Source organism: Kocuria sp. SL71 (assembly GCF_026672465.1).
GTDB lineage: Bacteria > Actinomycetota > Actinomycetes > Actinomycetales > Micrococcaceae > Kocuria > Kocuria palustris.
Genome location: NZ_JAPPRE010000001.1, coordinates 878,649 through 903,408, shown reverse-complemented (window position 1 = coordinate 903,408; position 24,760 = coordinate 878,649). Strand labels below are relative to the sequence as shown.

Sequence of the window (24,760 nt, the reverse complement as noted above, 5' to 3'; positions counted from 1 at the left end):
ACCATAGTGGTCTATGATGCGTTCAGATCCGCATAGGGGGACATCATGTACGCACTGACGGTCGATCGTCGCCGCTCGCGCTCGGAGGGGGCCGAGCTGGACATGGCGGGCGCGCGCGATCGGCTCAACCAGCGGCATCCGGAGGCGGTGCTCCCCTGGAGCATCTCCGCCGGCGACGAGCTGCAGGCCCTGTTCGAGGATCCGCAGACAGTGGTGACCGCCGCCCTGGAGCTGGCCGAGACCGGCCGCTGGCACGTGGGGATCGGCCTGGGGCCGGTGGAGACGCCGCTGCCGGAGACGGTGGCCGAGGCGACCGGGCCGTGCCTGGTCCTGGCCCGCGACGCCGTCGAAGCCGCCAAGAAGCTGACCAGCCGCACCGCGGTGCGCGCGCCGCGCCCCGGTGCTCGTGCGGCTCGCGACGCCGACGCCCTGCTGGCGCTGCTGTCGGTCATGCGCCAGCGCCGCACGGACGCCGCCCGTGAGGCGTCCCGGTACGCGGATCAGGGCATGACGCAGGAGCAGATCTCTCAGGTGCTGGGCATCGATCAGTCCTCCGTCTCCCGACGACTGCGCACCGCCCTCTGGTACGAGGAGTCCGAGGCGCGCACCGTCCTCGTGGATCTGCTGGGCCGGGCCCACGAGCGCGGCATGGACGCAGAAGCCAAGCTGGTCTCATGACCTCCGCGGCTTCCCCCGAGCCCCGCTTCACCTCCGGATCGCTCGCAGGCCTGCGCGGGGCGCTGACCGTGTGGCTGCCGGGGGTCGTGCTCGCTGCGACTCTCCTCTGGTGGCTGCTCGAGGGAGTCCCCCTGTGGTGGTCGGCCCCCGCTCTGACGGTCGCCGGTGCTCTGCTGGGCGATCCGGCGGTGCGGCTCGTGCTGGAGATCGCCCGGGACACGGAGACCGCCGAGCGCGCCCGGCTGGAGCACCTGGAGCAGCTGCGCGCGGACCCGGTTCTCAGTGCACCGCAGCCGGAGCCCTCCGAGCAGGAGGAGCAGGACGCCCCGCCGCTGCGCGGAGGTCTCGTGATCGGCGTGCTCGAGCGCATCGCCGTGAGCGTGTGCGTGATCAGCGGCTACGCGACCGGCATCGCCGTGGTCGTGGCGATCAAGGGCCTAGCCCGGTACGGGGAGTTCACCTCGCCGAGCCAGCGCGAGCAGTTCATCATCGGCACCCTCGCCTCGCTGCTCTGGGCCGCCGGCACGGCCGGTCTCGTGCTGCTGGTCTCCCCCGTCGGCTGAGTGCAGCCCCGTCAGCAGAGTCGAGCCCTTCCAGATCCTGCTGCCGCGCGCCTGACGAGCATCGAGCTCCAGGCCGTCGAGCATCGCGCTCGCCGAGCCGGGTCCTTCGGATCCACGAGCCTGCTCGAGCGGACAGATGAAAGACCCCGCCGCCCCAGAAGGGGCGGCGGGGTCTTCGCTCAGGCACTGCGGCCGATGATCAGCGACGCCGATCATCGGGTCAGGCGGTCACTGATCAGCGGCTGTGCTGCCGGTGCCGTTCGCGGCGGTATGCGAGCCGTTGTCTGACGAGGTGCCGGGGACGGCGTCGGTGTCCTTGGGGACGGTCACCGGCTTGGGCGCTTCGCCGGTCCGCTCGTACTCCTGGTGGGCGCCGCGGGCGCGCTCCACGAGGTCCTGGTAGGCGCTGTGGTCGTCGATGAGCTCGTCGCGGTGCTTGTCCTTGATGGACGGCATCTTCTCGACCAGGGCGGCGCCCTTGGCGGCCAGCTTCTGGCGCTGCTCGTCCGAGGCGTCCTTCGGCAGGGCGATGTACTCCTTGGACACGCGGCGCAGGCCGTCGACCACGCGCAGGGCGCGGCCCTTGGGGCTGAGCAAGGAGGCCACGACGGTCACGAGCAGGACGCCGACGATCACGGACAGCGACTGGCCGATGGTGACCTCCGGCGGGAAGTGCACGGCCTCGCCGCCGTTGATGAACGGCAGATCGTTCTCGTGGAGGGCGTGGACGATCAGCTTGTAGCCGATGAAGCCCAGGATGACCGCCAGGCCCCAGGAGAGGTAGATGAGGCGATCGAGCATGCCGTCGATCAGGAAGTAGAGCTGGCGCAGGCCCATCAGCGAGAACGCGACGGCGGTGAAGACCAGGTAGGTCTCCTGGGTGAGGCCGAAGATGGCAGGGATCGAGTCGAAGGCGAACAGGATGTCCGTGCCGCCGATGCAGACCATCACGAGCAGCATGGGGGTCATGGCCCGCTTGCCGTTCTCGTAGGTGAACAGCTTGTCGCCGTCGTAGTAGTCGGTGGTGTGCATGTACTTCTTGGCGGTGCGGACGATGAAGTTGTCCGCCTCGTCGTCGTCCTCGCCGGACAGCTCGCCCCGGATGAGTCCGATGGCCGTGAAGATGAGGAAGGCGCCGAAGATGTAGAACAGCCAGGCCAGCTGGTTGATGGCCGCGGCGCCGATGAAGATGAACGCGGTGCGGGCCACCAGGGCGAAGGTGATGCCGAAGAGCAGAACCTTCTGCTGATCAGCGCGCGGCACCTTGAAGGAGGCCATGATGATCAGGAAGACGAAGAGGTTGTCGACCGACAGCGCCTTCTCCGTGATGTAGCCGGCGTAGTACTCGGTGGCGTAGACCCCGCCCCATTCGATCAGTACGAACAGGCCGAAGATCAGTGCGACTCCCACGTAGATCGCCGACCAGATGGCGGCTTCCCTGATGTGCGGCTCGTGCGCCTTGCGCACGTGGAAGAAGTAGTCGAAGGCGAGCATGCCGATGATCACGGCGATGGTCAGCCCCCAGACGAGGGGTGAGACATCCATGGGGAGGTCCTCTCGATGGCAGATCGGGGCGGAAACGCAAGTCTCTCCATCGGCCCGACCAGTTCAGCGCGCTGTGCGCGCTGAACGACGGCGGCCCGATCACTGCACCCGGCGGGGTTAGGCGCCCCGCGTGCTGACGTGCACAGTGCGATCGGATACTCCCCTACGCTGACCTGCATCTTACACAGGCAGCTCTTGCGATCCGGCTGTGCCGCTCAGGCAGTGCTCAGGATCCGCTGGCCTCGCGGACGTGGCGGATCTCCCGCTTGACGTCGTGCAGCTCGTCGCGGATGCGCGCGGCGAGCTCGAACTTGAGGTCCATGGCCGCCTGGTTCATCTGCTCCGTGAGCTGCTGGGCCAGGTCCTCGAGGCTGTCCGCCGGGACGTCCGAGCGCGACTCGCGCAGCTTGGCGGCCTCGGCATCCGCCTCCTTGGTGCGCTCGTCCCGCCTGCCCTTGGTGGGCGCCAGCTTGCCGCTGGCCCCGGCACGCGCGGCCAGCAGCTCGTGGGTGTCCTCCGACTCGCGGGCCAGCTGCTCGGTGATGTCCCCGATCCGCTTGCGCAGCGGAGTGGGGTCGATCCCGTGCTCCTTGTTGTACGCGATCTGGACGTCGCGGCGGCGATTGGTCTCATCGATGGCGGTGCGCATGGAGTCGGTGATCTTGTCCGCGTACATGTGCACCTGGCCGTCGATGTTTCGCGCGGCACGGCCGATGGTCTGGATCAGCGAGGTGGTGGAGCGCAGGAAGCCCTCCTTGTCCGCGTCCAGGATGGCCACCAGCGAGACCTCCGGAAGGTCCAGGCCCTCGCGCAGCAGGTTGATGCCGACCAGGACGTCGAACACGCCCTGCCGCAGCTCGGAGAGCAGCTCCACCCGGCGCAGGGTGTCCACGTCCGAGTGGAGGTATTGGACCTTGACGCCGTGCTCGAGCAGGTAGTCGGTGAGGTCCTCGGCCATGCGCTTGGTCAGCGTGGTGACCAGGACGCGCTCGTCGCGTTCGGTGCGGGCGGTGATCTCGTCCATGAGGTCGTCGATCTGGCCCTTGGTGGGCTTGACCACGATCTCCGGGTCGACCAGGCCGGTGGGGCGGATGATCTGCTCGACGTAGCCGTCCGCCTGGCCGAGCTCGTACGGTCCGGGCGTGGCGGACATGTAGACCGTCTGCCCGATCCTCTCCAGGAACTCGTCCCAGGTCAGGGGGCGGTTGTCCAGCGCCGAGGGCAGGCGGAAGCCGTGGTCCACGAGCGTGCGCTTGCGGGACATGTCGCCTTCGTACATGCCGCCGATCTGCGGGATCGTCACGTGGGACTCGTCCACGATGAGCATGAAGTCGTCCGGGAAGTAGTCCAGCAGGCAGTGCGGGGCGGAGCCGGGGGCGCGGCCGTCGATGTGACGGGAGTAGTTCTCGATCCCGTTGCAGTAGCCCATCTGCTCCATCATCTCGAGGTCGTACGTGGTGCGCATGCGCAGCCGCTGGGCCTCGACGAGCTTGTTCTGGGACTCGAGCTCCTCCAGCCGATCCCGCAGCTCGTCCTCGATCTGGCCGATGGCACGGGACATGCGCTCGGCTCCGGCGACGTAGTGCGAGGCCGGGAAGACGTACATCTCCTGCTCATCTCGGATGATCTCGCCGGTGACGGGGTGCAGGGTGTAGATGGCCTCGATCTCATCGCCGAAGAACTCGATGCGGATCGCGTGCTCCTCGTACATGGGGATGATCTCCACCGTGTCCCCGCGCACGCGAAACGTCCCGCGGTGGAAGTCCATGTCGTTGCGGGCGTACTGCATGTTCACGAACTGGCGCAGCAGGCCGTCGCGATCGAGCTGGTCCCCCACCCGCAGGGTGACCATCTGCTGGATGTACTCCTCCGGGGTGCCCAGGCCGTAGATGCAGGACACGGTGGAGACCACCACGACGTCCCGACGGGTCAGCAGAGCGTTCGTGGCCGAGTGCCGCAGCCGCTCGACCTCCTCGTTGATCGAGGAGTCCTTCTCGATGAAGGTGTCCGTCTGCGGGACGTAGGCCTCCGGCTGGTAGTAGTCGTAGTAGGAGACGAAGTACTCGACCGCGTTGTTCGGCAGCAGCTCCCGCAGCTCGCTGGCCAGCTGGGCGGCCAGGGTCTTGTTCTGGACCATGAGCAGCGTGGGCCGCTGCACCGACTCGATCAGCCAGGCGGCCGTGGCCGACTTGCCGGTGCCGGTGGCGCCGAGCAGGACGATGTCCTTCTCCCCGTCCTCCACGCGCCGCGTCAGCTCGGCGATGGCCTTGGGCTGGTCGCCGGCGGGCTCGAACTCCGAGATGACCTCGAACGGGGCGACGACGCGATGGATCTCCTGGGCCAGACTCATGGGTCCAGGCTACGGCCAGGCACCGACAGCACAGCAGCCCTCCACAGCTGCGCGGACAGCGCAGCTGTGGAGGGCGATATCGGGGCACCCGAAGGTCGGTCGGCGCGGGTACGGCGTTCAGCGGCGGCGGCCCGCCGCCGCGGTCTCGTCCGAGTCGACGACGTCCTGCTCGCCGGTGCGGCGGCGGTAGTCCTGCACCACGTCAGGCTGCTCCGGGTGCTCGAGCTCGGGCGAGTGCTCCGGCTCCGTGCCGTGGTAGTGATCTGGGGCGATCACGTACTCCGGATCCAGCTCGCCGGTCTGCGCACGGCGCTCGTACTCCTCCGGCGGCAGCGTGCGCCGCCAGCGGCGGCTCTTCAGCGGAGCCACCTCCCCGGCGTCCTCCCGCATAGCGCGCAGCAGCGACCACATCTGGAAGTAGCCGAGCACGAAGAACGGCAGCCCGATGAGGATCGCGACGTTCTCCAGGGCGCTGAGACCCGACTTGCCGGCGCCGACGAGGATCGTGGCCGCCACGAGGCCGATGGCCACGACCCACCACACCCGCTGGTGCGCCGGTGCGGCGTCGTCATGCCCGCTCGCCATGTTGTCCATGACGAGTCCTGCCGAGTCCATGGACGTGATGAAGAACAGCGTGACGATCACGATCGCCAGCACCGAGAGCGCCTCCGTGAGCGGGAAATGGCCCAGGAAGGCGAAGATGGCTCCGGGGATGTCTCCCTCCCCCACGACCGTCTCCACGAGACCACCGCCCTGGTTGAACTCGATGTCGAACACCGCCGTGCCGAAGATCCCGAACCAGATCACGGAGAACAGCACGGGCAGACACAGGACTCCGCCGATGAACTGACGGATGGAGCGCCCCTTGGAGATCTGAGCGATGAAGATGCCCACGAACGGCGACCAGGTGATCGTCCAGGCCCAGTAGAAGACCGTCCAGCCGTTCTGCCAGCCGGTGTCCTCGAGGGTGTCGTTCCAGAACATGAGTCCCGGGAGCTCCTGCATGTACACGCCGAACCATTCGATGGTGCCGCGCAGCAGCATCACGGTCGGGCCCGAGACCAGGACGAAGACCAGCAGGCCGATCGCCAGCAGGATGTTCGTGTTGGACAGCACCTTGATGCCTCGGTCGAGTCCCAGTGCCACGGAGACCGAGGCCACGAGGGTCACTGCGGCGATGATGAGGATCTGGCTGAGAGCGGACTCGGAGATGCCGAAGAGGCTGGCCAGTCCGGCGTTGATCTGCAGCGTGCCCAGGCCGATGGACACGGCCACGCCCGTCAGCGTCCCCACCAGCGCGACGATGTCGATCAGCTTGCCGATGGGGCCGTGGATCCGGGCCCCGAGCAGGGGCTGGAACATGGAGGAGACTCGCGGCGGCAGGCTGCGCTTGTACATGAAGTACCCGAAGCACAGCGCAGGCAGGGCGAAGATCGTCCAGGTGTGCAGACCGAAGTGGTACAGCGTGATGGCCATGGCGCTGCGGGCAGCATCCTTGGATTCCGGCTCGACTCCTCGGAAGGGTGGTGCAGCGAAGTGGGAGATCGGCTCGGCGACCGCCCAGAACATGAGGATCGTGCCAATGCCTGCCGCGAAGAGCATGGCGAACCACGCCAGCGTCGAATGCTCCGGACGGGAGTCCTGGGTCCCCAGCCGGAGTCCGCCGAACCTGCTGATCCCCACGTAGATCAGGAAGAGGAGGAAGACGGAGACACCGAGGATGTAGAACCAGCCCAGGTTCTCCATGACCCAGCCCGCTCCGGTGACGAAGACCGCGTTCATGGTCTCGGTGAACAGCAGCGAGCACAGGACGAAGCCGAGCACGATGGCCACGGCGGAGAAGAAGATGATCGGATTGGTGCGAAGACGCGCAGCGTCGTGGAGTCTGTCGAGCATGAGAGCGTCCAGGGCCGACTCGCATGCGCCGCTGCGTCGGCGGAGGTGGTGGGTGACGAGTGCGGAGGTCGCCCATGCGTGCTCACCAGCAGCGATGAAGCATGGACTCTAAAGCCGCCTCGAGCGCACTTCCACAGTAGGCCGACGACGGCACTGACCCCAGGCCGAACGGAAAACGCCGAGCTGACCTGGGGCTTCGTCCACGTCACACAATCCTCCTCTGCCACCATGCGTCCACTGCGGCCTCGAGCTCGGCCACGGTCCCGTCATTGACCAGGACGTCGTCGGCGGCCTCGCGGCGCTGCTCGTCGGTGGCCTGGGCTTCGATGCGCGCGGCGGCATCCTCCGGGCTCATCCCCCGGTCCTCGACCATGCGCCGGATGCGCTGGGCGCGCGGGGCCTCGATCACCAGGACCAGGTCCATCTGATCCGCCTGCCCGGTCTCCACGAGCAGGGGGATATCCCGCACGATCACCGCATCGGGGCCCTTCTGCGCCCTGGCCTGCTCCACGAGCTCGAGGGAGCGATCCCTCACCAGGGGGTGCACGATCGCGTTGAGCTGCTCGCGCGCCTGCGGATCGGAGAAGATCCGCCGTCCCAGCGCGGGACGGTCCAGGGCGCCGGCGTCGTCCAGGATCCCCGGCCCGAAGGCCTCCACCATGGGTGCGATCGCGGCACCTCCGGGAGCCTGCAGCTGCCGCACGACAGCATCCGCGTCGATCAGCACCGCGCCGTGGTCCTGAAGCCGTCTGGCCGCCGTGGATTTGCCGGAGGCGATGCCTCCCGTGAGCCCGATCATCGTCATGGGCCCAGGCTAGCGCCCGTCGGCGGGCTCCTCCTGGGCTCTAGGATCGTTCGCATGCCCCAGCGCTACACCGTCCTGGCCCATCGCCGCGAGATCAGCCATGAGATCGAGATCAAGCGATCCCGCTTCCTGTGCGTGCTGCGGCGCGTGCAGTCCGAGGACGAGGCGCGCGAGCTGATCGCAGAGCTGCGTCGCCGCCACCACGACGCCCGGCATCACTGCAGCGCCTTCGTGCTGGGGGCCGATCGGATGATCCAGCGCTCCAACGACGACGGCGAGCCCTCCGGCACGGCCGGGGCGCCCATGCTCGAGGCGCTGACGCAGCACCGGTTCCCCTCTTCGCCAGAGGCAGCCCACGACGCCGGCGCCGAGGAGCAGCCAGAGCTCTCCGATGTCTGCGCGGTCGTCGTGCGCTGGTTCGGCGGCACCCTCCTGGGCGCCGGTGGTCTGGTCCGCGCCTATTCGCAGGCCGTGACCGAGACCCTGGACTCGGCGCCTACGCTGGTGCGGGAGCGTCGTCGGCACCTCAGCGTCGCCGTCTCCCCCGCCTTCGCGGGCAAGGTCGACAACGAGCTGCGGGCTTCGGGCATCGCCGTGCTCGACACCGACTACGGGGCCTCCGAGGCCGTGCTGCACACGGGGGTTCCGGACAGGGACGACGCCGTGGAGCACCTGCGCGCCGTCGTGTCCGAGGTGACCTCCGGTCAGGGAAGGATCGACGACGGCGGGACGGGGTGGGTCGACCTGGCCTGAGGACTCGCTCGCCGTGGGCTCGGTCCGATGGTCACCGAACCCGGGGTGGCCAGCTGCCCCGGGCTCAGTCCTGATCGCGGGCCGAGCGCTGGAGATCACCAGGCTGCACGGCAGGCAGCTGACCCGTGGCCCCGCGCTCGGTGCGCCAGGTGCGGGGCTGGTGCGTCTCGTACTCCGGCTCGGTGCCGGGCTCGAAGTCAGGACGCATCGTGTACTCGCTCATGTCCACGTCGTCGTCCTGGGAGCGTCGGTGGTACTCCTCCAGCGGGAGCACCTGCTTCCACTGCCTTGTACGGATGGGACGGGCACCGCCGAAGTCCTCGCGCACCGCCTGGATCACCATCAGCGCCTGCACGAACATCATGGCCGTGATCGGCAGCCCGATGACCTTGATGACCTCCTGCAGCGCCGCCAGCGCGTCCTCGCCGGCCCCCAGCAGCAGCGACACGCAGATCGCGCCCACCGCCAGGGTCCAGAACACGCGCTGGCGCACCGGCGCCTCGTCCTCGTGCCCGGAGGCCATGGCATCCAGCACCAGCGCCCCGGAGTCCAGGGAGGTGATGAAGAAGACCGTGATCAGCACGAGCGCCACCACAGCCGTGAGTTCCAGCAGGGGGAAGTGGCCCAGGAACTCGAACAGCGAGGCCGGGACGTTGCCCTCATCGACGATCGTCTCCACCAGGTTGCCGCCCTCGCGCTGGATCCGGAACGCGTTGACGCCCATGATGCCGATCCAGCACAGCACGAACAGCGACGGGATGATCAGCACGGCGATCACGAACTCGCGGATCGTGCGTCCGCGCGAGATCTTGGCGATGAACATGCCCACGAACGGGGCCCAGGTGGCCGTCCACGCGAAGTAGAACACCGTCCAGGTGCCGGTCCAGTCGCTCTCGCCCCAGGCCGTGTTGAAGAACGACAGCGTGGGCAGCATGGCCAGGTAGCGGCCCGCGGATTCGACGGTGCCCTTCAGGACCTCGGTGGTCGCTCCGAACATCAGCAGGTACAGCAGCAGCGCGATCGCCAGGAAGATGTTGGCGTAGGACAGCCGCTTGACGCCCTTGTCCATGCCCGCGACCACCGACACCAGCGCCGCGGCGGTGATCACCGCGACGATCAGCGCCTGCAGCCACCCGGACATGGGGATCCCGTACATGACGTCCAGGCCGCCGTTGATCTGCATGGCGCCCTGACCGATGGACACCGCCAGCCCGAAGATCGTGGCGATCACGGCCACCGAGTCGATGGTCTTGCCGATCGGACCGTGGATGCCGTCGCCGAGCAGCGGCTGGAAGGACGACGAGACCCGCGGCGGCAGCTTGCGCTTGTACGTGAAGTACGCGAAAGCCAGGCCCGGAACGATGAAGATCCCCCACATGTGCAGCCCGAAGTGGAAGTTCGCGATGCCCAGCGCATCGGAGGCGGCCTGCACCGACTGCGGCTCCACCCCGTACATGGGCGGATCGGCGTAGTGCGTCACCGGCTCGGCCACGCCCCAGAACATGAGCACAGCGCCGACGCCGGCGGCGAAGAGCATCCCGAACCAGGCCAGCCCGGAGTACTCGGGCTCGGCGTCGTCGTCCCCCAGCTTGATCCGACCGTAACGGCTCATCGCCAGGGAGAAGGCGAAGATCAGCATGCAGGTGATCGCCGTGACGTAGAACCAGCCCAGGTTCGCAGTGATCCACGCGGCCAAGGAGCCGAAGATACCGGCGACGCCGTCGGGGAAGACCACCATGATGATCGCGAAGACCACCACGAAGCCGGAGGTCGAGAAGAAGATCTGCGGGCTGGTCCGCAGCCCCAGTCGGTCGTGGAGCCTGGTGAGCATGAGGGGGTCTCCCGGTGGTGTGGAGAGGATGGGCTGCGCGTGCCGGTCCGCGGCATGAGCGGGTGGGGCCGTCTGGCGCCCGGAACACACTATCGGGATCCTCGCGATGCTCAGCACTCTGCCGAATCGCGTGTCCCCAGCTCCCTGCCGCCTCCCCCGGGCAGCGCGAAGGCCCCCTTGCGCATCGCAAGGGGGCCTTCGTGGATGTCCGTCAGGTCAGAGCCCGACGGCGACGCTGATCAGCAGGTGATCAGTTGCCGGTGAGCTTCTCGCGCAGAGCGGCGAGAGCCTCGTCCGAGGCCAGCGTGCCGCCGTCCTCCGCCGGAGCATCCGACGAGTAGGAGGACGGAGCCGACGAAGCGGACGACGAGGAGCTCGACGACGAGGAGGACGAGGTGGCGACACCGGCGCCGGCGACGGCGGCCTCGGCATCCTCATTGAGGTGACGACGCACCTGCTCCTTGTGAGCCTCCCAGCGGCCCTGAGCCTCGGCGTACTGCTGCTCCCAGGCCGTGCGCTGCTCCTCGAAGCCCTCGATCCACTCGTTGGTCTCGGGATCGAAGCCCTCGGGGTACTTGTAGTTGCCCTGCTCGTCGTACTCAGCGGCCATGCCGTACTGAGCCGGATCGAACTCGGTCGAGTCCGGATCCACGCCCTCGTTGGCCTGCTTGAGCGACAGCGAGATGCGGCGGCGGTCCAGGTCGATGTCGATGACCTTGACGAACAGCTCCTCGCCGACGGAGACGACCTGCTCGGCCATGTCCACGTGGCGCTGAGCCAGCTCGGAGATGTGCACCAGGCCCTCGATGCCGTCCTCGACGCGCACGAACGCGCCGAAGGGGACGAGCTTGGTGACCTTGCCCGGCACGACCTGACCCAGGGCGTGGGTGCGGGCGAAGAGCTGCCAGGGATCCTCCTGGGTGGCCTTCAGCGACAGCGAGACGCGCTCGCGGTCCATGTCGACGTCCAGGACCTCGACCTTGACCTCCTGGCCGACCTCGACGACCTCGCCCGGGTGATCGATGTGCTTCCAGGACAGCTCCGAGACGTGCACCAGGCCATCGACGCCGCCGAGATCGACGAAGGCGCCGAAGTTGACGATCGAGGACACGTGGCCCGTGCGGACCTGGCCCTTCTGGAGCTTGTTGAGGAAGTCGGAGCGGACCTCGGACTGGGTCTGCTCGAGCCACGCACGACGCGAGAGCACGACGTTGTTGCGGTTCTTGTCGAGCTCGATGATCTTGGCCTCGAGCTGCTGGCCGATGTACGGAGCCAGATCGCGGACGCGACGCATCTCGACGAGCGACGCGGGCAGGAAGCCGCGAAGACCGATGTCGAGGATGAGGCCGCCCTTGACGACCTCGATGACGGTGCCGTTGACGACGCCGTCCTCCTCCTTGATCTTCTCGATGTCGCCCCAGGCGCGCTCGTACTGGGCGCGCTTCTTGGAGAGGATCAGGCGGCCTTCCTTGTCCTCCTTGGTGAGGACCAGGGCCTCGATCTCATCGCCGACGGCCACGACGGAGTCGGGGTTGATGTCGTGCTTGATCGAGAGCTCGCGAGAAGGGATGACGCCCTCGGTCTTGTAGCCGATGTCGAGGAGGACCTCGTCACGATCGACCTTGACGACGGTGCCTTCCACCAGGTCGCCGTCGTTGAAGTACTTGATGGTCGCATCGACGGCGGCGAGGAAGTCCTCCTCGGTTCCGATGTCGTTGACGGCAACCTGCGGGGTGGTGGTGGTCATGTAGTAGGGACTCCGATGGAATTGATGATGGTCAGTTCGGGCTGCTGCTCGCCTGTGGAGCGCATGCGCCGATGGCTTGCAGTTCGTACGAGTGCGCAGTACGCACCGACGGAAGTCTAGCCGCCCGGTCTGCGGCCTTCAACATGTCCGGACGCTTCCGTCGCGCCGTGTCAAGCCGAAGCCGGAGGTGCCGGAGCTCAGTGCGCCGCGGCGTTCCAGTCGGGGCCGGTGCCCACGTTGACCTCGAGCGGAACGGTCAGCTCGGCGGCCGCGCCCATCTGCTCGCGCAGGATCTCGGTGACCCGCTCCACCTCCCCCGAAGCGGCCTCGACCACGAGCTCGTCGTGGACCTGCAGCAGCACGCGCGAGCGCAGTCCCTCGCGGGACAGCTCGGCGTCCACGTTGATCATGGCGCGCTTGATGATGTCCGCGGCCGAACCCTGGATGGGGGCGTTCAGCGCGGCGCGCTCGGCTCCCTGACGCGCCTGGCGGTTGTCGCTGGCCAGATCCGGGAGGTAGCGGCGGCGACCGTCGATCGTGGCGGTGTAGCCGACCTCCCGAGCCTCCTCGACGACGCCGCGCAGGAAGTCGCGCACGCCGCCGAAGCGCTTGAAGTAGTCGGACATCATGGTCCGCGCCTCGTCCACCGAGATCTGCAGCTGCTGGGACAGGCCGTAGGAGCTCAGCCCGTAGACCAGTCCGTAGCTCATGGCCTTGACCTTGGAGCGCATCTCCGGCGTCACGTCCTCCGGGGCGACCCCGAAGACCTTGGAGCCCACGTACTGGTGGAGGTCCTCACCCGCACGGAAGGCCTCGATCAGGCCCTCATCGCCGGACAGGTGCGCCATCACGCGCATCTCGATCTGGGAGTAGTCGGCGGTCACCAGGGTCTCGAATGGGCCCTGATCGTCCTGGCCCACCACGAACACCGCACGGGTGCGGCGCCCCTCCTGGCTGCGCACCGGGATGTTCTGCAGGTTCGGATCGGTCGAGGACAGCCGGCCGGTGGCGGCCACCGTCTGCTGGTAGTCGGTGTGGATGCGGTCATCCTCGGCCACCGCCTGGCGTAGGCCCTGCACGATCTGCCGCAGCTTGGTGAAATCGCGCCAGCGCATCAGGGCGAGCAGGAAGCGGGCGCCCTCGGAATCGGGATCGACCTTGCCGAGCAGGTCTGCCACTGCGGAGGCGGAGGTCGTGTAGCCGGTCTTGATCTTCTTGGTCGGCGGCAGCCCGAGGGTCTCGAAGAGCACGACCTGCAGCTGCTTGGTGGAGCCCAGGTTGATCTCCGCCGCGCCCTCCTTCCGGGACACGATCTCCTGCGCGGTGTCCCACGCCTGCTGGATCGGGCCGTCGAGGTCGTCGATCAGCTCTGCCACGCGCTGGGCGTCGACGGCCACGCCGGTGAGCTCCATCTGCCCCAGGATCCGGGCCAGCGGGAGATCCATGTCCGTGAGCAGCCCGAGCTGGTCGTCGGCCTGCAGCTTCTCGCGCAGCACGCGCGAGAGCTCCAGGGTCGACAGGGCCAGCGAGGCCTCATGCCGCAGCCGCGCCTGGGAGGTGCGGGCAGCGGTGCCGGGCTCCCCCGCGGAGACGTCGAGCGCGGTCTGGCCTTCAGCGGCGGAGTCGTCCTCCCGGAACTGCTCGACCTCGATATCCAGGTGGGTGGCCAGCAGGCCCTCGAGGTCGTAGTGCGTGCGCGCCGGCTCCAGGAGGTAGGCCGAGAGCTGGATGTCATCGACCGCACCGGCGAGCTCGAGCCCGCGGACGGTCAACGACTTCCACAGCTCCTTGAGGCCCACGGCCACCTTGGGCTGCTCGGCATCGGCCAGCCACGCGGCCAGGGTCGACTCCAGCTGCGCGTCCGAGGCCGTGAGATCCAGTCGCAGTGCGGACGGTGACTTCGCTTCGGCGCCTGCGCGCACCAGCAGCAGCTCGGTGATCTCGCGCGCACCCGGCAGGCGGGCGTCGTCGTCGTGGCGGATGGGGCGCACGACGACCTCGCCCTCGGCGTCCTCCAGCCAGGCCGTGAGCTCTGCGGAGGATTCGGCGTCCTCGACCGACTCGATCGTGGGTGCGGAGGCTCGGGGGGAGTCGTCGTCGGCGGCGAGGGCGTCGAAGAGGCGCCCGCGCAGGCCCGAGCCGAACTCGAGGGCATCGAACAGCTCGTCGACCTTCTCGGCATCCGGGGCGGGCAGCGCCGCGTCCGCCAGGTCGAAGCCGAGCTCGAGCGTGGTCTCCAGGCGATTGAGCTTCCGGTTGCGACGGACCAGGTCCAGGTTCTCGCGAAGGGCCTCGCCCTTCTTGCCCGTGATCTTGTCCGCGTTGTCGATGATCGACTCGACGCGGCCGTAGGCCTCGATCCACTTGGCCGCGAAGCCCGGTCCCACGCCGGGGACGCCGGGCAGGTTGTCCGCCTGCTCTCCGGTGAGAGCCGCCAGGTCCGGGTAGTTCTGCGGGGCCACCTTGTATTTCTCCATGACCGCCGCCGCGTCCATGAGCCGCAGATCCGACGGCGTGCGTCCCGGGTAGACGATGGTGACGTTCTCGTCGACCATCTGGAAGGCGTCGCGATCGCCGGAGAAGACCAGGACCTCGAACTCCTGAGCGGAGCCCGCAGCCGACAGGGTTGCCAGGACGTCGTCCGCCTCGTAGCCCTCCTTGGTCACGATCGGGATGTTCAGCGCCTGCAGGATCTCCTGGATGCGCTGGACCTGTCCGTGGAACTCCTCGGGCGTCTCATCGCGGCCGCCCTTGTACTCGCCGTACTCCTGGGAGCGCAGCGTGGGGCCGTCGAGGTCGAAGGTCACCACCAGATGCGTGGGCTTCTGCTCGCGCAGCATCTTGGCCATGGTGTTCAGGAAGCCGTAGACGGCCTCCGTGTGCGTGCCGTCCGAGGTCACGAACGACGGACCGCTGCCGTACTCCGCGGCCCGCGACAGAGCGAAGAAGGCGCGGAAGGCCAGCGAGTGGCCGTCGATCAGCAGCAGGCGCCGCTCCGGGCGCTCGATCCGCTGAGGCAGCGGGATCTCGACGGGGTCGTCCGTCTTGATCCCGATCGTGACGGAGGCGGGGGCGGCGGTCTCGGTGCTGGTCTTCGTGCTCACGGGCCCATCCTAGGGGCGCGCCCGGACAGCACGACGCCCCTCATCCCCTCCCCGATGGGCGCGCGGGACACGGGTGGGTGCTCAGCCCACCTGGTTGAGGATCGCGTCGGCGACCTCGCGCATGGACAGGCGGCGGTCCATGGAGGTCTTCTGGATCCAGCGGAAGGCCTCCGGCTCGGTCAGGCCCATGCGCGAGATCAGCAGCGACTTGGCGCGCTCGACCAGCTTGCGGGTCTCGAACTGGTCCTTCATCTCGGTGACCTCGTCCTCGAGCGCCACGATCTCGTCGAAGCGCGAGACGGCGATCTCGATCGCGGGGATCAACTCTGCGGCGGTGTAGGGCTTGACCACGTAGGCCATGGCCCCGGCTTCCCGGGCCCGCTCTACGAGCTCCTTCTGGCTGAAGGCCGTCAGCAGCACGACCGGGGCGATGCGCTCGGCGGCGATCTCCTCGGCGGCCGAGATGCCGTCGAGCACCGGCATCTTCACGTCCATGAGCACCAGATCGGGCTCGTGCTCGCGGGTCAGCTCCACCGCACGGCGGCCGTCGGCGGCCTCCCCCACGACGTCATAGCCCTCGGAGGACAGCATCTCCACCACGTCCATGCGGATCATGGAGTCGTCCTCGGCCACGACCACGCGTCGGCGGTGTGCTGCTTCCGATGCTCCAGCGTCGTCGGCCTGGGATTCGGAGCCGCCCGGGACGGGGAGATCCAGCGGTTCGGTGTTCTCGGTCACGGCGGTGGCTCCTTCGGCACAGGCGACAGGATGGGCTGGGCCTCCCGCTCACTGCTCCGGGGACCTCGAGCACGTGTCGGAGCCGCAGGACTGCGCCCCGACAGGCGATGCTCCCAGCCTAGTCATCCATGCCGCGGCGTGCCGGATCCCTGCGGTAGGGTTCTGCGTGCGCCTCGCGCGCCCAAGTGGCGGAATCGGCAGACGCGCCGCACTCAAAATGCGGTTCTTCGGAGTGTGGGTTCGAGTCCCACCTTGGGCACCCTGGGCCATCCCCGGCCCCACGGAAGCGCCCCGAGCCACAGGCTCGGGGCGCTTCTCGTCTATCCCGAGGGCAAGGGACTCCCCCGCCTGCCTGAGCGCGCGACAGTCTCTGCCCAGCCATGGAACAGCGCAACGGGAGGGCTTTGTGCGGCCCGCCGCCTTGGATCGAGTCATGACCGACAGACCAGCCAGCAGCTGCGTTCGCACCTCGGACGCGCAACGGCCCCGTCCACGAGCCGTTGCTCGTGGACGGGGCCGCAGACCTCGCAGGATCAGATCCGCTCCGCGGGATCAGTCCGCCTGCTCCTTGATCAGTGGTTCCAGGGCCTCACGGACTCGTGACGCTCCTTCTGGGAATCCTCGACGGTGGCCCCGGAGTCGTTGGCATCGCCGACGCGATGCACCTTGACCAGGTTGGTCGAACCGGCCACGCCTGGGGGCGAGCCGGCGCAGATGACCACCAGGTCCTCCGGCGAAGCCAGATCATGCGACTGGAGGTAGAGGTCCACCTGTCGGGTCATCTCGTCCGTGTGGTCGACCTGATCGCTGAGGATCGGCTGGACGCCCCACAGCAGCGAGCAGAACGCCACGACGTTGGGGTCCGGGGTGAAGGCCAGGATCGGCTGCTGCGGGCGCAGACGGCACAGGCGGCGGGCCGTGTCACCGGACTGCGTGAACGTGGTGAGGTACTGGACGTCCAGCTGACGGGCGATGGTCACGGCCGCGCGGGTGATCGCACCGCCGCGGGTGCGCGGCTCCGTGACCATCTGGCTGATGCGCTCCCAGCCCTGGCGCTCGGTGGCCAGGATGATGCGCGACATGGTCTGCAGCGCCTCGATCGGGTAGGCGCCGATCGAGGTCTCGCCGGAGAGCATGACCGCATCCGCCCCGTCGAGCACGGCGTTGGCGCAGTCCGAGGCCTCGGCGCGCGTGGGGCGCGGGTTCTCCATCATGGTCTCGAGGACCTGGGTGGCCACGATGACCGGCTTGGCCCAGCGGCGCGCCAGCTCGATCGCGCGCTTCTGCACGACCGGGACCTCCTCCAGCGGCAGCTCGACGCCGAGATCGCCGCGAGCGACCATGATGCCGTCGAAGCTGTCGATGATCTCGTGGAGGTTCTCCACGGCCTGCGGCTTCTCGATCTTGGCGATGACGGGGACGCGGCGGCCCTCCTCGTCCATGATCTCGTGCACGCGGGTGATGTCGTCGCCGGTGCGCACGAACGACAGAGCGACGAGGTCGCAGCCCGTGTTCAGGGCCCAGCGCAGGTCCACCTCGTCCTTGTCGGACAGGGCGGGGACGTTCACGGCCACGCCGGGCAGGTTGATGCCCTTGTTGTTCGAGACCTTGCCGGGCACCTCCACGACGGTGGTGACGTCGGTGTCGGTGACCTCGGTGGCCCGCAGGGCGACCTTGCCGTCGTCGATCAGCAGCGGGTCGCCGGGCTTCACGTCCTGGGGCAGCCCCTTGAACGTGGTGGAGCAGCGGGTGCGATCGCCCAGGATGTCCTCGACGGTGATGGTGAAGACATCGCCCACGGCCAGCTCGTGGGGGCCGTCGGCGAAGCGGCCGAGGCGGATCTTGGGCCCCTGCAGGTCGGCCATGATCGCGACGGTCTGGCCGAGATCCTCCGAGGCACGACGCAGGTTCTGGTACGACGCCAGGTGGGTGTCGTGGGTGTCATGGCTCATGTTGAGGCGGGCGACGTTCAGCCCGGCCTGGATGGCTTCGGTGATCTTCTCATAGGAGCTGATGGCCGGACCGATGGTCGCCACGATCTTCGCTCTGCGCAAGGCACTTCCTCCTGCTCGATGTCGGAACTGGCAGACCGACGCGCAGACCCCCGAAGCTGCGAGGGAGGAATCCTGCGCGGCAGCTCTGCCGGGGTCATGCTGCGGGCCTCGAAAGGACCCGCTCTTCTCCCCACCATACTCGCCCTGCAGGCGATCGGTCGGAGATGGGCGAAGTCGGATGCGCGCTGAGGGCTAACAGCGAGATGCTCGTCACTCCTGGTGACGGAGACGATCCGCCGCAGCCACGAGCGGGCCGCGACCCCCGGACCAGGGGTGCGCGGCCCGTGCGCCCGCGGGCTCACGGAGGTGCCTGCGCAGGGCCGGAACCCTCAGGGCGGTGCCGAGTGGCTCAGCGCAGGTCGATGGCCCGCGTGCTGGGCCGCACCGGCGCGGGCAGGCGCGTGCTGCCGGTGAGGTGCTTCTCGACCTCGGCGGCGCAGGCGCGCCCCTCGGCGATGGCCCAGACCACCAGCGACGCACCGCGGCCCGAGTCCCCGCAGGCGAAGACGCCGCGCACCGAAGTCATGTAGTGGTCATCGCGGGCGACCGTGCCGCGGGGCTCGCAGCTGACCTGCAGCTGCGAGACCAGCTCATCCGACTCGTTGCCCGTGAACCCCAGCGCCAGCAGCACCAGATCCGCGGGGATCTCGCGCTCGGTGCCGGCCTTGGGCCCGCGGCTGCCGTCCGGAAGGTACTCGGTCTCGGCCAGGCGCAGGGCGCGCACCCGGCCGTCCTCACCGGCGATCAGCTCGACGGTCGAGGACAGGTACACGCGGTCCACGCCCTCCTCGTGCGACGAGGAGACGTCGAGCACCTTGGGCGCCATGGGCCACGGCTCGGAGTCCGGACGCTGGGCGGGCGGCTCGAAGCCGATCGCGATGTTCGTCACCGAGGCGGCACCCTGACGGTTGGCGGTGCCGATGCAGTCGGAGCCGGTGTCCCCGCCGCCCAGCACCACCACGTGCTTCCCATCGGCCCGGATCTGATCCGCGACCTCGTCGCCGGCGACGACGCGGTTGGACTGGGTGAGGTACTCCATCGCCTGGTGCACCCCGTCCAGCTCGCGGCCCGGCACCGGCAGCTCGCGGGGCTTCAAGGCTCCGGTGGCCACGATGACGGCGTCGTAGCGGCGGCGCAACTGGTCCCAGGTGATGTCCCGGCCGATCTCCACGCCGGTGCGGAAGCGGGTGCCCTCCTGGCGCATGACCTCCAGGCGGCGCTCCAGCACCTCCTTCTCGAGCTTGAAGTCGGGGATGCCGTAGCGCAGCAGCCCCCCGATGCGGTCGTCGCGCTCGAAGACCGCCACCGTGAACCCGGCCTGCGTGAGCTGCTGGGCCGCGGCCAGACCGGACGGGCCCGAGCCCACGACGGCCACGGTCTGCCCGACCAGGCGATCCGGGATGAACGGCTCGAGCAGGCCGTCGTCGAGCGCCTTCTCGCCGATCTCGTACTCGACCTGCTTGATCGTCACCGCGGGCTGGTTGATGCCCAGCACGCACGCCGACTCGCACGGGGCCGGGCACACGCGCCCCGTCAGCTCCGGGAAGTTGTTGGTCGCGTGCATGCGGGCCACGGCCTCGCGGTCGCGTCCGCGCCACATGAGGTCGTTCCACTCCGGGATGAGATTGCCCAGAGGGCAGCCCTGGTGGCAGAACGGGATGCCGCAGTCCATGCAGCGACCCGCCTGCTGATGGATCACGGACGGATCCTGCCGGGTCTGGACCTCGGCGAAGTCCATGATGCGCACCGGCACCGGCCGCTTGGGCCGGTCCACGCGCTCGGTCGTCTTGAGGAATCCACGGGGATCAGCCACGGGTCGTCGCCTCCAGGATCTGGTTCCAGGCCTCGGTCCCGTCCGGGTCCAGGCCGTCGCGCTCGGCATCGGCACGGATGCCGAGCACGGTCGAGTAGTCGCGCGGGAGCACCTTGGTCAGGCGCGCGCAGGTGGTCTCGAGGTCGTCGAGCAGGCGCTGGGCCAGCTGCGATCCGGTCTCCTCGGCATGGCGGCGCAGGAGTCCTTGCACCGTGGCGCGGTCGTCGTCGTCGAGCTCGAGCAGCTGCAGCTCGCCGCTGGTGCGCGACTGGAGGTTCACCGCCGCCTCGCTCAGGTCCAGGACGTAGGCGACGCCGCCGGACATCCCGGCCCCGAAGTTGCGGCCGGTGCGCCCGATGATCAGCGCGGTGCCGCCGGTCATGTACTCGCAGCCGTGATCGCCGATGCCCTCGGCCACCGCGGTCGCTCCGGAGTTGCGCACCAGGAAGCGCTCCCCCACCTGGCCGCGCAGCAGGATCTCGCCGCTCGTGGCGCCGTAGCCGATCACGTTGCCGGCCACCACGTTGTCCTCGGCGGTGAAGGACGCATCCCGAGCGGGGCGGATGATGATCCGACCGCCGGAGAGGCCCTTGCCGGCGTAGTCGTTCGCATCGCCCTCCAGCCGCAGGGTGACGCCTTGGGGCAGGAAGGCCCCCAGAGACTGCCCGGCCTGCCCGAGGAGGGTGATGTCGATCGTGTCGTGGCCGAGCTCGTCGGTCTGGAAGGTGCGGGTCACCTCATGCCCGAGCATGGTGCCCACCGACCGATCGGTGTTCACGATCTCGTGCTGCAGCCGCACCGGCTCCCGGTCCCTCAGCGCCGGCTGGGACTCGCGGATCAGGGCGACGTCGAAGTGCTGATCGAGCTCGTGGTCCTGGCCTCTACGGCACCGGACCTCCTTGCCCTCGTGCTCGAGCACCGAGGAGTGCAGCACCGGGGTCAGGTCCAGTCCCTCTGCCTTCCAGTGCCGGATCGCCCGGTCCGTGCGCAGGATCTCGGCGTGGCCGATGGCCTCGTCGAGGCTGCGGAAGCCCAGCTGGGCCAGCAGCTCGCGGACCTCCTCGGCCAGGAACGTGAAGAAGTTCACCACGTGCTCGGCCCTGCCTGTGAACCGCTCCCGCAGCAGCGGGTTCTGGGTGGCCACGCCCACCGGGCAGGTGTCCAGGTGGCACTTGCGCATCATGATGCAGCCCTCGACCACCAGCGGCGCGGTCGCGAAGCCGTACTCCTCCGCGCCCAGCAGCGCCGCGATCACGACGTCGCGCCCGGTCTTCATCTGCCCGTCCGCCTGCACGACCACCCGGTCGCGCAGCCCGTTGAGCATCAGGGTCTGCTGGGTCTCGGCCAGCCCGATCTCCCAGGGCAGCCCGGCGTGCTTGAGCGAGTTCAGCGGGGCAGCGCCCGTGCCGCCGTCGTGGCCGGAGACCAGCACGACGTCCGCGCGGGCCTTGGTCACGCCCGAAGCCACGGTGCCGATGCCGAGCTCCGAGACCAGCTTGACGTGCACCCGCGCCGAGGGGTTGGAGCGCTTGAGGTCGTAGATCAGCTGCGCCAGGTCCTCGATCGAGTAGATGTCGTGGTGCGGCGGCGGCGAGATCAGCGACACGCCCGGGGTCGAGTGACGGGTCCGGGCGACCCACGGGTAGACCTTCTGGGCCATGAGCTGGCCGCCCTCGCCGGGCTTGGCGCCCTGTGCCATCTTGATCTGCAGATCCTCGGCGTTCGTCAGGTACAGGCTCGTGACCCCGAAGCGCCCGGAGGCGATCTGCTTGATCTTGGACCGTCGCTGCGGATCCATGAGCCGCTCGACGTCCTCGCCGCCCTCGCCCGTGTTCGACTTGGCGCCGATCCGGTTCATGGCGATCGCCAGGGTCTCGTGGGCCTCCCTGGAGATCGATCCGTAGGACATGGCCCCGGTCGAGAACCGCTTGAAGATCTCCTCGACCGGCTCGACCTCCTCGAGCGGGACCGGGGTGCGGTCCGAGTCGAAGGACAGCAGGCCTCGGATGGTCTTGAGCTGCTCCGACTGCTCATCCACCAGCCGGGTGTAGGAGCGGAAGATGTCGTAGCTGCCGGTGCGGGTCGAGTGCTGCAGCCGGAAGACGACCTCCGGGCTGAACAGGTGCGGGGCGCCGTCGCGGCGCCAGTCGTACTCGCCGCCGGTGTCCAGCCCGATGTGCGGCTCCACCACGCCGTCCTCGGGGTAGGCCCGACGATGCCGCGCATGCGTCTCCTCGGCGATGACGTCCAGGCCCACGCCGTCGAGCTGCGAGACGGTTCCGGTGAAGAAGTCCTCGATCAGCTCCTTCGACAGGCCCAGCGCCTCGAAGGTCTGGGCCCCGCAGTAGGACGAGACGGTCGAGATGCCCATCTTGGACATGATCTTCTGCACGCCCTTGCCGAGCGCCTTGATGAGGTGGGCGACCGCCTGCTCCTCCGTGACCCCGGCGATCTGCCCGGCGCGCACGAGGTCCTCCGCGGACTCCATGGCCAGGTAGGGGTTCACGCCCGAGGCGCCGTAGCCCAGCAGCAGGGCCACGTGGTGGACCTCGCGGACATCGCCGGCCTCGACCACGAGCGAGCACTTGGTGCGGGTGGCCGAGCGCAGCAGGTGGTGGTGGATCGCGCTGGTGAGCAGCAGCGAGGGGATCGGCGCCCACGAGCCGTTCGAGTCGCGGTCTGAGATCACGACGTACTGCACGCCGCGGTTGACCGCGGCCGAGACCTTCTCGCAGATCTCCGCGATGCGCGCCCGCAGCCCCGCTCCCCCACCCTCGGGGCGATAGAGGCCGCGCACCTTGAGGGCGATCGGCATCTCGTCCTCGTCGCTGAGGTGCAGGACCTGATCGAGCTCGTCGTTGTTGATGACGGGGAACTCGAGGATCACCTGGTGCGTGCGGACGCGCTTGGTGGTCAGCAGATTGCCCATGGGCCCCAGCGCGCACCGCATGGAGGTCACAAGCTCCTCGCGGATCGAGTCCAGCGGCGGATTCGTCACCTGGGCGAAGGACTGCACGAAGTAGTCGAAGAGCAGGCGCGGGCGCTCGGCCAGCACGGCCACCGGGGTGTCGGTGCCCATGGCGTAGATGGGCTCCGCGCCCTTCTCGGCCATGGGGCCGATGATCTTGGCGAGCTCCTCGTGGGTGTAGCCGAAGGTCTTCTGCCGCAGCTCGATCGACGAGCGCGGGTGGCGCATGTGCTCGCGCTCGGGCAGATCCGCGAAGCGGACGGTGTTGCCCTCGGACCACTCCTGCCACGGCTGCAGGTCAGCGATCTCCTGCTTGAGCTCGGCGTCCTCCACGATCCGGCCCTCGACCGTGTCCACCAGGAACATGGTGCCGGGGGCCACGCGGCCCTTGCGCACGATCGTGCGGTCCGACAGGTCGACCACGCCGACCTCGGAGGCGAAGACGACCAGGCCGTCCTCGGTCTCCCAGAAGCGCCCGGGCCGCAGCCCGTTGCGGTCCAGCACCGAGCCCACGCGGCGGCCGTCGGTGAAGGCCACGGCGGCGGGGCCGTCCCACGGCTCCATGAGCGTGGAGTGGTACTCGTAGAACGAGCGCCGGTCGACGTCCATGGTCTCGTGGTTCTCCCAGGCCTCCGGGATCATCATCATCATGGCCTGCACGAGCGGACGGCCGGAGAGCATCAGCAGCTCGGCCACCTCGTCGAGGGACTGCGAGTCGGAGGCGCCCTCGGAGCAGATCGGGAACAGCTCCTCCGGATTGCGGCCCAGCAGCGGCGACTTCAGCTGCGACTGGCGCGCGCGCATCCAGTTCCGGTTGCCCTTGACGGTGTTGATCTCGCCGTTGTGGGCCAGGACGCGCATGGGCTGAGCCAGCGGCCACGACGGGAACGTGTTGGTCGAGAAGCGCGAGTGCACCACCGCGAGCCGCGTGCCGAAGCGCTCGTCCGACAGATCCGGGTAGAACGGCTCGAGCTGGGCCGTGGTGAGCATGCCCTTGTAGACGATGGTCGAGGTGGAGAACGACGAGCAGTAGATGCCCAGTCGGTTCTGGGAGCGCTTGCGCAGCCGGAAGGCCTTCTGATCGAGCTGCAGTCGGGCGGCGGAGCCGTCGAGGTCCTGGACCGGGATGTGGCCGGTGAAGGCCTCCTGCGCGTCACGACGCTCCTGGACGAAGGGCTGGACGAAGTACGGCATGACCGAGCGCGCCGCGCTGCCGATCGCGGAGTCGTCGACGGGGACCTCGCGCCAGCCGAGGACCTCGAGGCCCTCTTCCTGGGCGATCTCCTCCATCTGGGCGCGGATCTGCGCCTCGTCGCGACCGCCGGTGGGGAGGAAGACCGAGCCCACGGCGTAGGCGCCCGGAGCGGGCAGCTCGAAGTCGAGGACCTCGCGGAAGAAGGCGTCGGGGATCTGCAGGAGGATGCCCGCGCCGTCGCCGGAGCCGGAGTCGCCGCCCACGGCGCCTCGGTGCTCCAGGGCCCGCAGAGCGATCAGCGCCTTGTCCACGATCTCGTGGCGGGGCTGCCCGTCGAGAGTCGCGATCACGGCCAGGCCGCAGGCGTCCTTCTCCTGATCCGGTCGGTAGAGGCCCTGCTGCTCGGGGGCGGTGGAGAACTCGGTGAACGGCGAGCGGACGGACCCGTCCGAGGACTCGGTCGGGGCGGCCTCAGGGACCTGGTCCTCGCTCTGCGGGGCCGGGTGCGCCCGGGGACCGGGATCGGACTGCGACATGGAATTCTCCTCACCTGATGACTGCGGCTCGGCACCGCCCGACGGTGCCTGCCTCAGCCGATGGGACCGAGCGGCGTCAGCGGAGCGCATGCTGATGCGGCGATGAGGATACTGCCGGGGTGTTTCCTGGCTGTTTCATGCCGCGTCACAGGGCTGCCGCCCCGGCCGAGGCGGAGGCGGTCCG

General features: G+C 68.8%; 14 protein-coding genes and 1 tRNA gene. 4 read left to right on the top strand and 11 right to left on the bottom strand.

The window, feature by feature from the left end; all coding sequences use genetic code 11:
* Positions 1 to 45: 45 nt before the first annotated feature.
* Together OVA15_RS04140 and OVA15_RS04135 are read left to right on the top strand one after the other, a co-directional pair.
* Positions 46 to 678, top strand: a complete 633-nt coding sequence (locus OVA15_RS04140) for a transcriptional regulator (protein ID WP_206390170.1) — start codon at positions 46 to 48, stop codon at positions 676 to 678.
* Positions 675 to 1,241: a hypothetical protein gene (locus OVA15_RS04135; protein ID WP_024290462.1), complete on the top strand. Its 567-nt coding sequence runs from the start codon at positions 675 to 677 to the stop codon at positions 1,239 to 1,241. Before OVA15_RS04140 ends, OVA15_RS04135 begins: the two co-directional genes overlap by 4 nt.
* Positions 1,242 to 1,469: 228 nt before the next feature.
* On the opposite strand, the gene OVA15_RS04130 is transcribed toward OVA15_RS04135, so the two are convergent.
* The 4 genes from OVA15_RS04130 to coaE form a co-directional block, all read right to left on the bottom strand.
* Positions 1,470 to 2,786: a TerC family protein gene (locus OVA15_RS04130; RefSeq protein ID WP_053447366.1), complete on the bottom strand. Its 1,317-nt coding sequence runs from the start codon at positions 2,784 to 2,786 to the stop codon at positions 1,470 to 1,472.
* A 226-nt stretch (positions 2,787 to 3,012) separates the two neighbouring features.
* Positions 3,013 to 5,136 carry an excinuclease ABC subunit UvrB gene (gene uvrB / locus OVA15_RS04125; RefSeq protein ID WP_268143276.1) on the bottom strand — a complete coding sequence of 708 codons (2,124 nt, stop codon included), beginning with the start codon at positions 5,134 to 5,136 and terminating at the stop codon, positions 3,013 to 3,015.
* A gap of 117 nt (positions 5,137 to 5,253) precedes the next feature.
* Positions 5,254 to 7,032 (bottom strand): BCCT family transporter, encoded by a 1,779-nt coding sequence (locus tag OVA15_RS04120; protein WP_268143274.1) that lies wholly within the window; start codon positions 7,030 to 7,032, stop codon positions 5,254 to 5,256.
* A gap of 205 nt (positions 7,033 to 7,237) precedes the next feature.
* A complete protein-coding gene (gene coaE / locus OVA15_RS04115) occupies positions 7,238 to 7,837 on the bottom strand; it encodes a dephospho-CoA kinase (protein ID WP_268143271.1) in 600 nt (199 codons plus the stop codon).
* Positions 7,838 to 7,891: 54 nt separating this feature from the next.
* On the opposite strand from coaE, the gene OVA15_RS04110 reads away from it, so the two are divergent.
* Positions 7,892 to 8,590, top strand: coding sequence for an IMPACT family protein (locus OVA15_RS04110; protein ID WP_053447362.1), 699 nt, complete (start codon positions 7,892 to 7,894; stop codon positions 8,588 to 8,590).
* Between the two features lie 64 nt (positions 8,591 to 8,654).
* On the opposite strand, the gene OVA15_RS04105 is transcribed toward OVA15_RS04110, so the two are convergent.
* The 4 genes from OVA15_RS04105 to OVA15_RS04090 all read right to left on the bottom strand — a co-directional run bounded on the left by OVA15_RS04105 (position 8,655) and on the right by OVA15_RS04090 (position 16,010).
* Positions 8,655 to 10,421, bottom strand: coding sequence for a BCCT family transporter (locus tag OVA15_RS04105; RefSeq protein WP_053447361.1), 1,767 nt, complete (start codon positions 10,419 to 10,421; stop codon positions 8,655 to 8,657).
* Positions 10,422 to 10,671: 250 nt separating this feature from the next.
* On the bottom strand, positions 10,672 to 12,168 hold the full coding sequence (gene rpsA / locus OVA15_RS04100; RefSeq protein WP_268143266.1) for a 30S ribosomal protein S1: 1,497 nt from the start codon (positions 12,166 to 12,168) through the stop codon (positions 10,672 to 10,674).
* A 197-nt stretch (positions 12,169 to 12,365) separates the two neighbouring features.
* Complete coding sequence (polA, locus tag OVA15_RS04095) at positions 12,366 to 15,272, bottom strand: DNA polymerase I (RefSeq protein WP_268143264.1); 2,907 nt, start codon at positions 15,270 to 15,272, stop codon at positions 12,366 to 12,368.
* Between the two features lie 81 nt (positions 15,273 to 15,353).
* On the bottom strand, positions 15,354 to 16,010 hold the full coding sequence (locus OVA15_RS04090; protein WP_006213209.1) for an ANTAR domain-containing response regulator: 657 nt from the start codon (positions 16,008 to 16,010) through the stop codon (positions 15,354 to 15,356).
* Between the two features lie 179 nt (positions 16,011 to 16,189).
* Between OVA15_RS04090 and OVA15_RS04085 the strand changes: the two genes are divergently transcribed.
* A tRNA-Leu gene (locus OVA15_RS04085) sits at positions 16,190 to 16,269 on the top strand.
* A 313-nt stretch (positions 16,270 to 16,582) separates the two neighbouring features.
* Here OVA15_RS04085 and pyk read toward each other — a convergent pair.
* The 3 genes from pyk to gltB all read right to left on the bottom strand — a co-directional run bounded on the left by pyk (position 16,583) and on the right by gltB (position 24,576).
* Positions 16,583 to 18,064 carry a pyruvate kinase gene (pyk, locus tag OVA15_RS04080; protein ID WP_006213210.1) on the bottom strand — a complete coding sequence of 494 codons (1,482 nt, stop codon included), beginning with the start codon at positions 18,062 to 18,064 and terminating at the stop codon, positions 16,583 to 16,585.
* Positions 18,065 to 18,413: 349 nt separating this feature from the next.
* Positions 18,414 to 19,877, bottom strand: coding sequence for a glutamate synthase subunit beta (locus OVA15_RS04075; protein WP_006213211.1), 1,464 nt, complete (start codon positions 19,875 to 19,877; stop codon positions 18,414 to 18,416).
* Positions 19,870 to 24,576: a glutamate synthase large subunit gene (gltB, locus tag OVA15_RS04070; RefSeq protein ID WP_268143261.1), complete on the bottom strand. Its 4,707-nt coding sequence runs from the start codon at positions 24,574 to 24,576 to the stop codon at positions 19,870 to 19,872. The genes OVA15_RS04075 and gltB overlap by 8 nt, the downstream gene beginning before the upstream one ends.
* Positions 24,577 to 24,760: the final 184 nt, after the last annotated feature.

Excerpts from the sequence above, each read along its gene's own strand:
- OVA15_RS04140 (WP_206390170.1), top strand. The coding sequence starts at position 46 with ATGTACGCACTGACGGTCGATCGTCGCCGCTCGCGCTCGGAGGGGGCC.
- OVA15_RS04135 (WP_024290462.1), top strand. The coding sequence starts at position 675 with ATGACCTCCGCGGCTTCCCCCGAGCCCCGCTTCACCTCCGGATCGCTC.
- OVA15_RS04130 (WP_053447366.1), bottom strand. The coding sequence starts at position 2,786 with ATGGATGTCTCACCCCTCGTCTGGGGGCTGACCATCGCCGTGATCATC.
- uvrB (WP_268143276.1), bottom strand. The coding sequence starts at position 5,136 with ATGAGTCTGGCCCAGGAGATCCATCGCGTCGTCGCCCCGTTCGAGGTC.
- OVA15_RS04120 (WP_268143274.1), bottom strand. The coding sequence starts at position 7,032 with ATGCTCGACAGACTCCACGACGCTGCGCGTCTTCGCACCAATCCGATC.
- coaE (WP_268143271.1), bottom strand. The coding sequence starts at position 7,837 with ATGACGATGATCGGGCTCACGGGAGGCATCGCCTCCGGCAAATCCACG.
- OVA15_RS04110 (WP_053447362.1), top strand. The coding sequence starts at position 7,892 with ATGCCCCAGCGCTACACCGTCCTGGCCCATCGCCGCGAGATCAGCCAT.
- OVA15_RS04105 (WP_053447361.1), bottom strand. The coding sequence starts at position 10,421 with ATGCTCACCAGGCTCCACGACCGACTGGGGCTGCGGACCAGCCCGCAG.
- rpsA (WP_268143266.1), bottom strand. The coding sequence starts at position 12,168 with ATGACCACCACCACCCCGCAGGTTGCCGTCAACGACATCGGAACCGAG.
- gltB (WP_268143261.1), bottom strand. The coding sequence starts at position 24,576 with ATGTCGCAGTCCGATCCCGGTCCCCGGGCGCACCCGGCCCCGCAGAGC.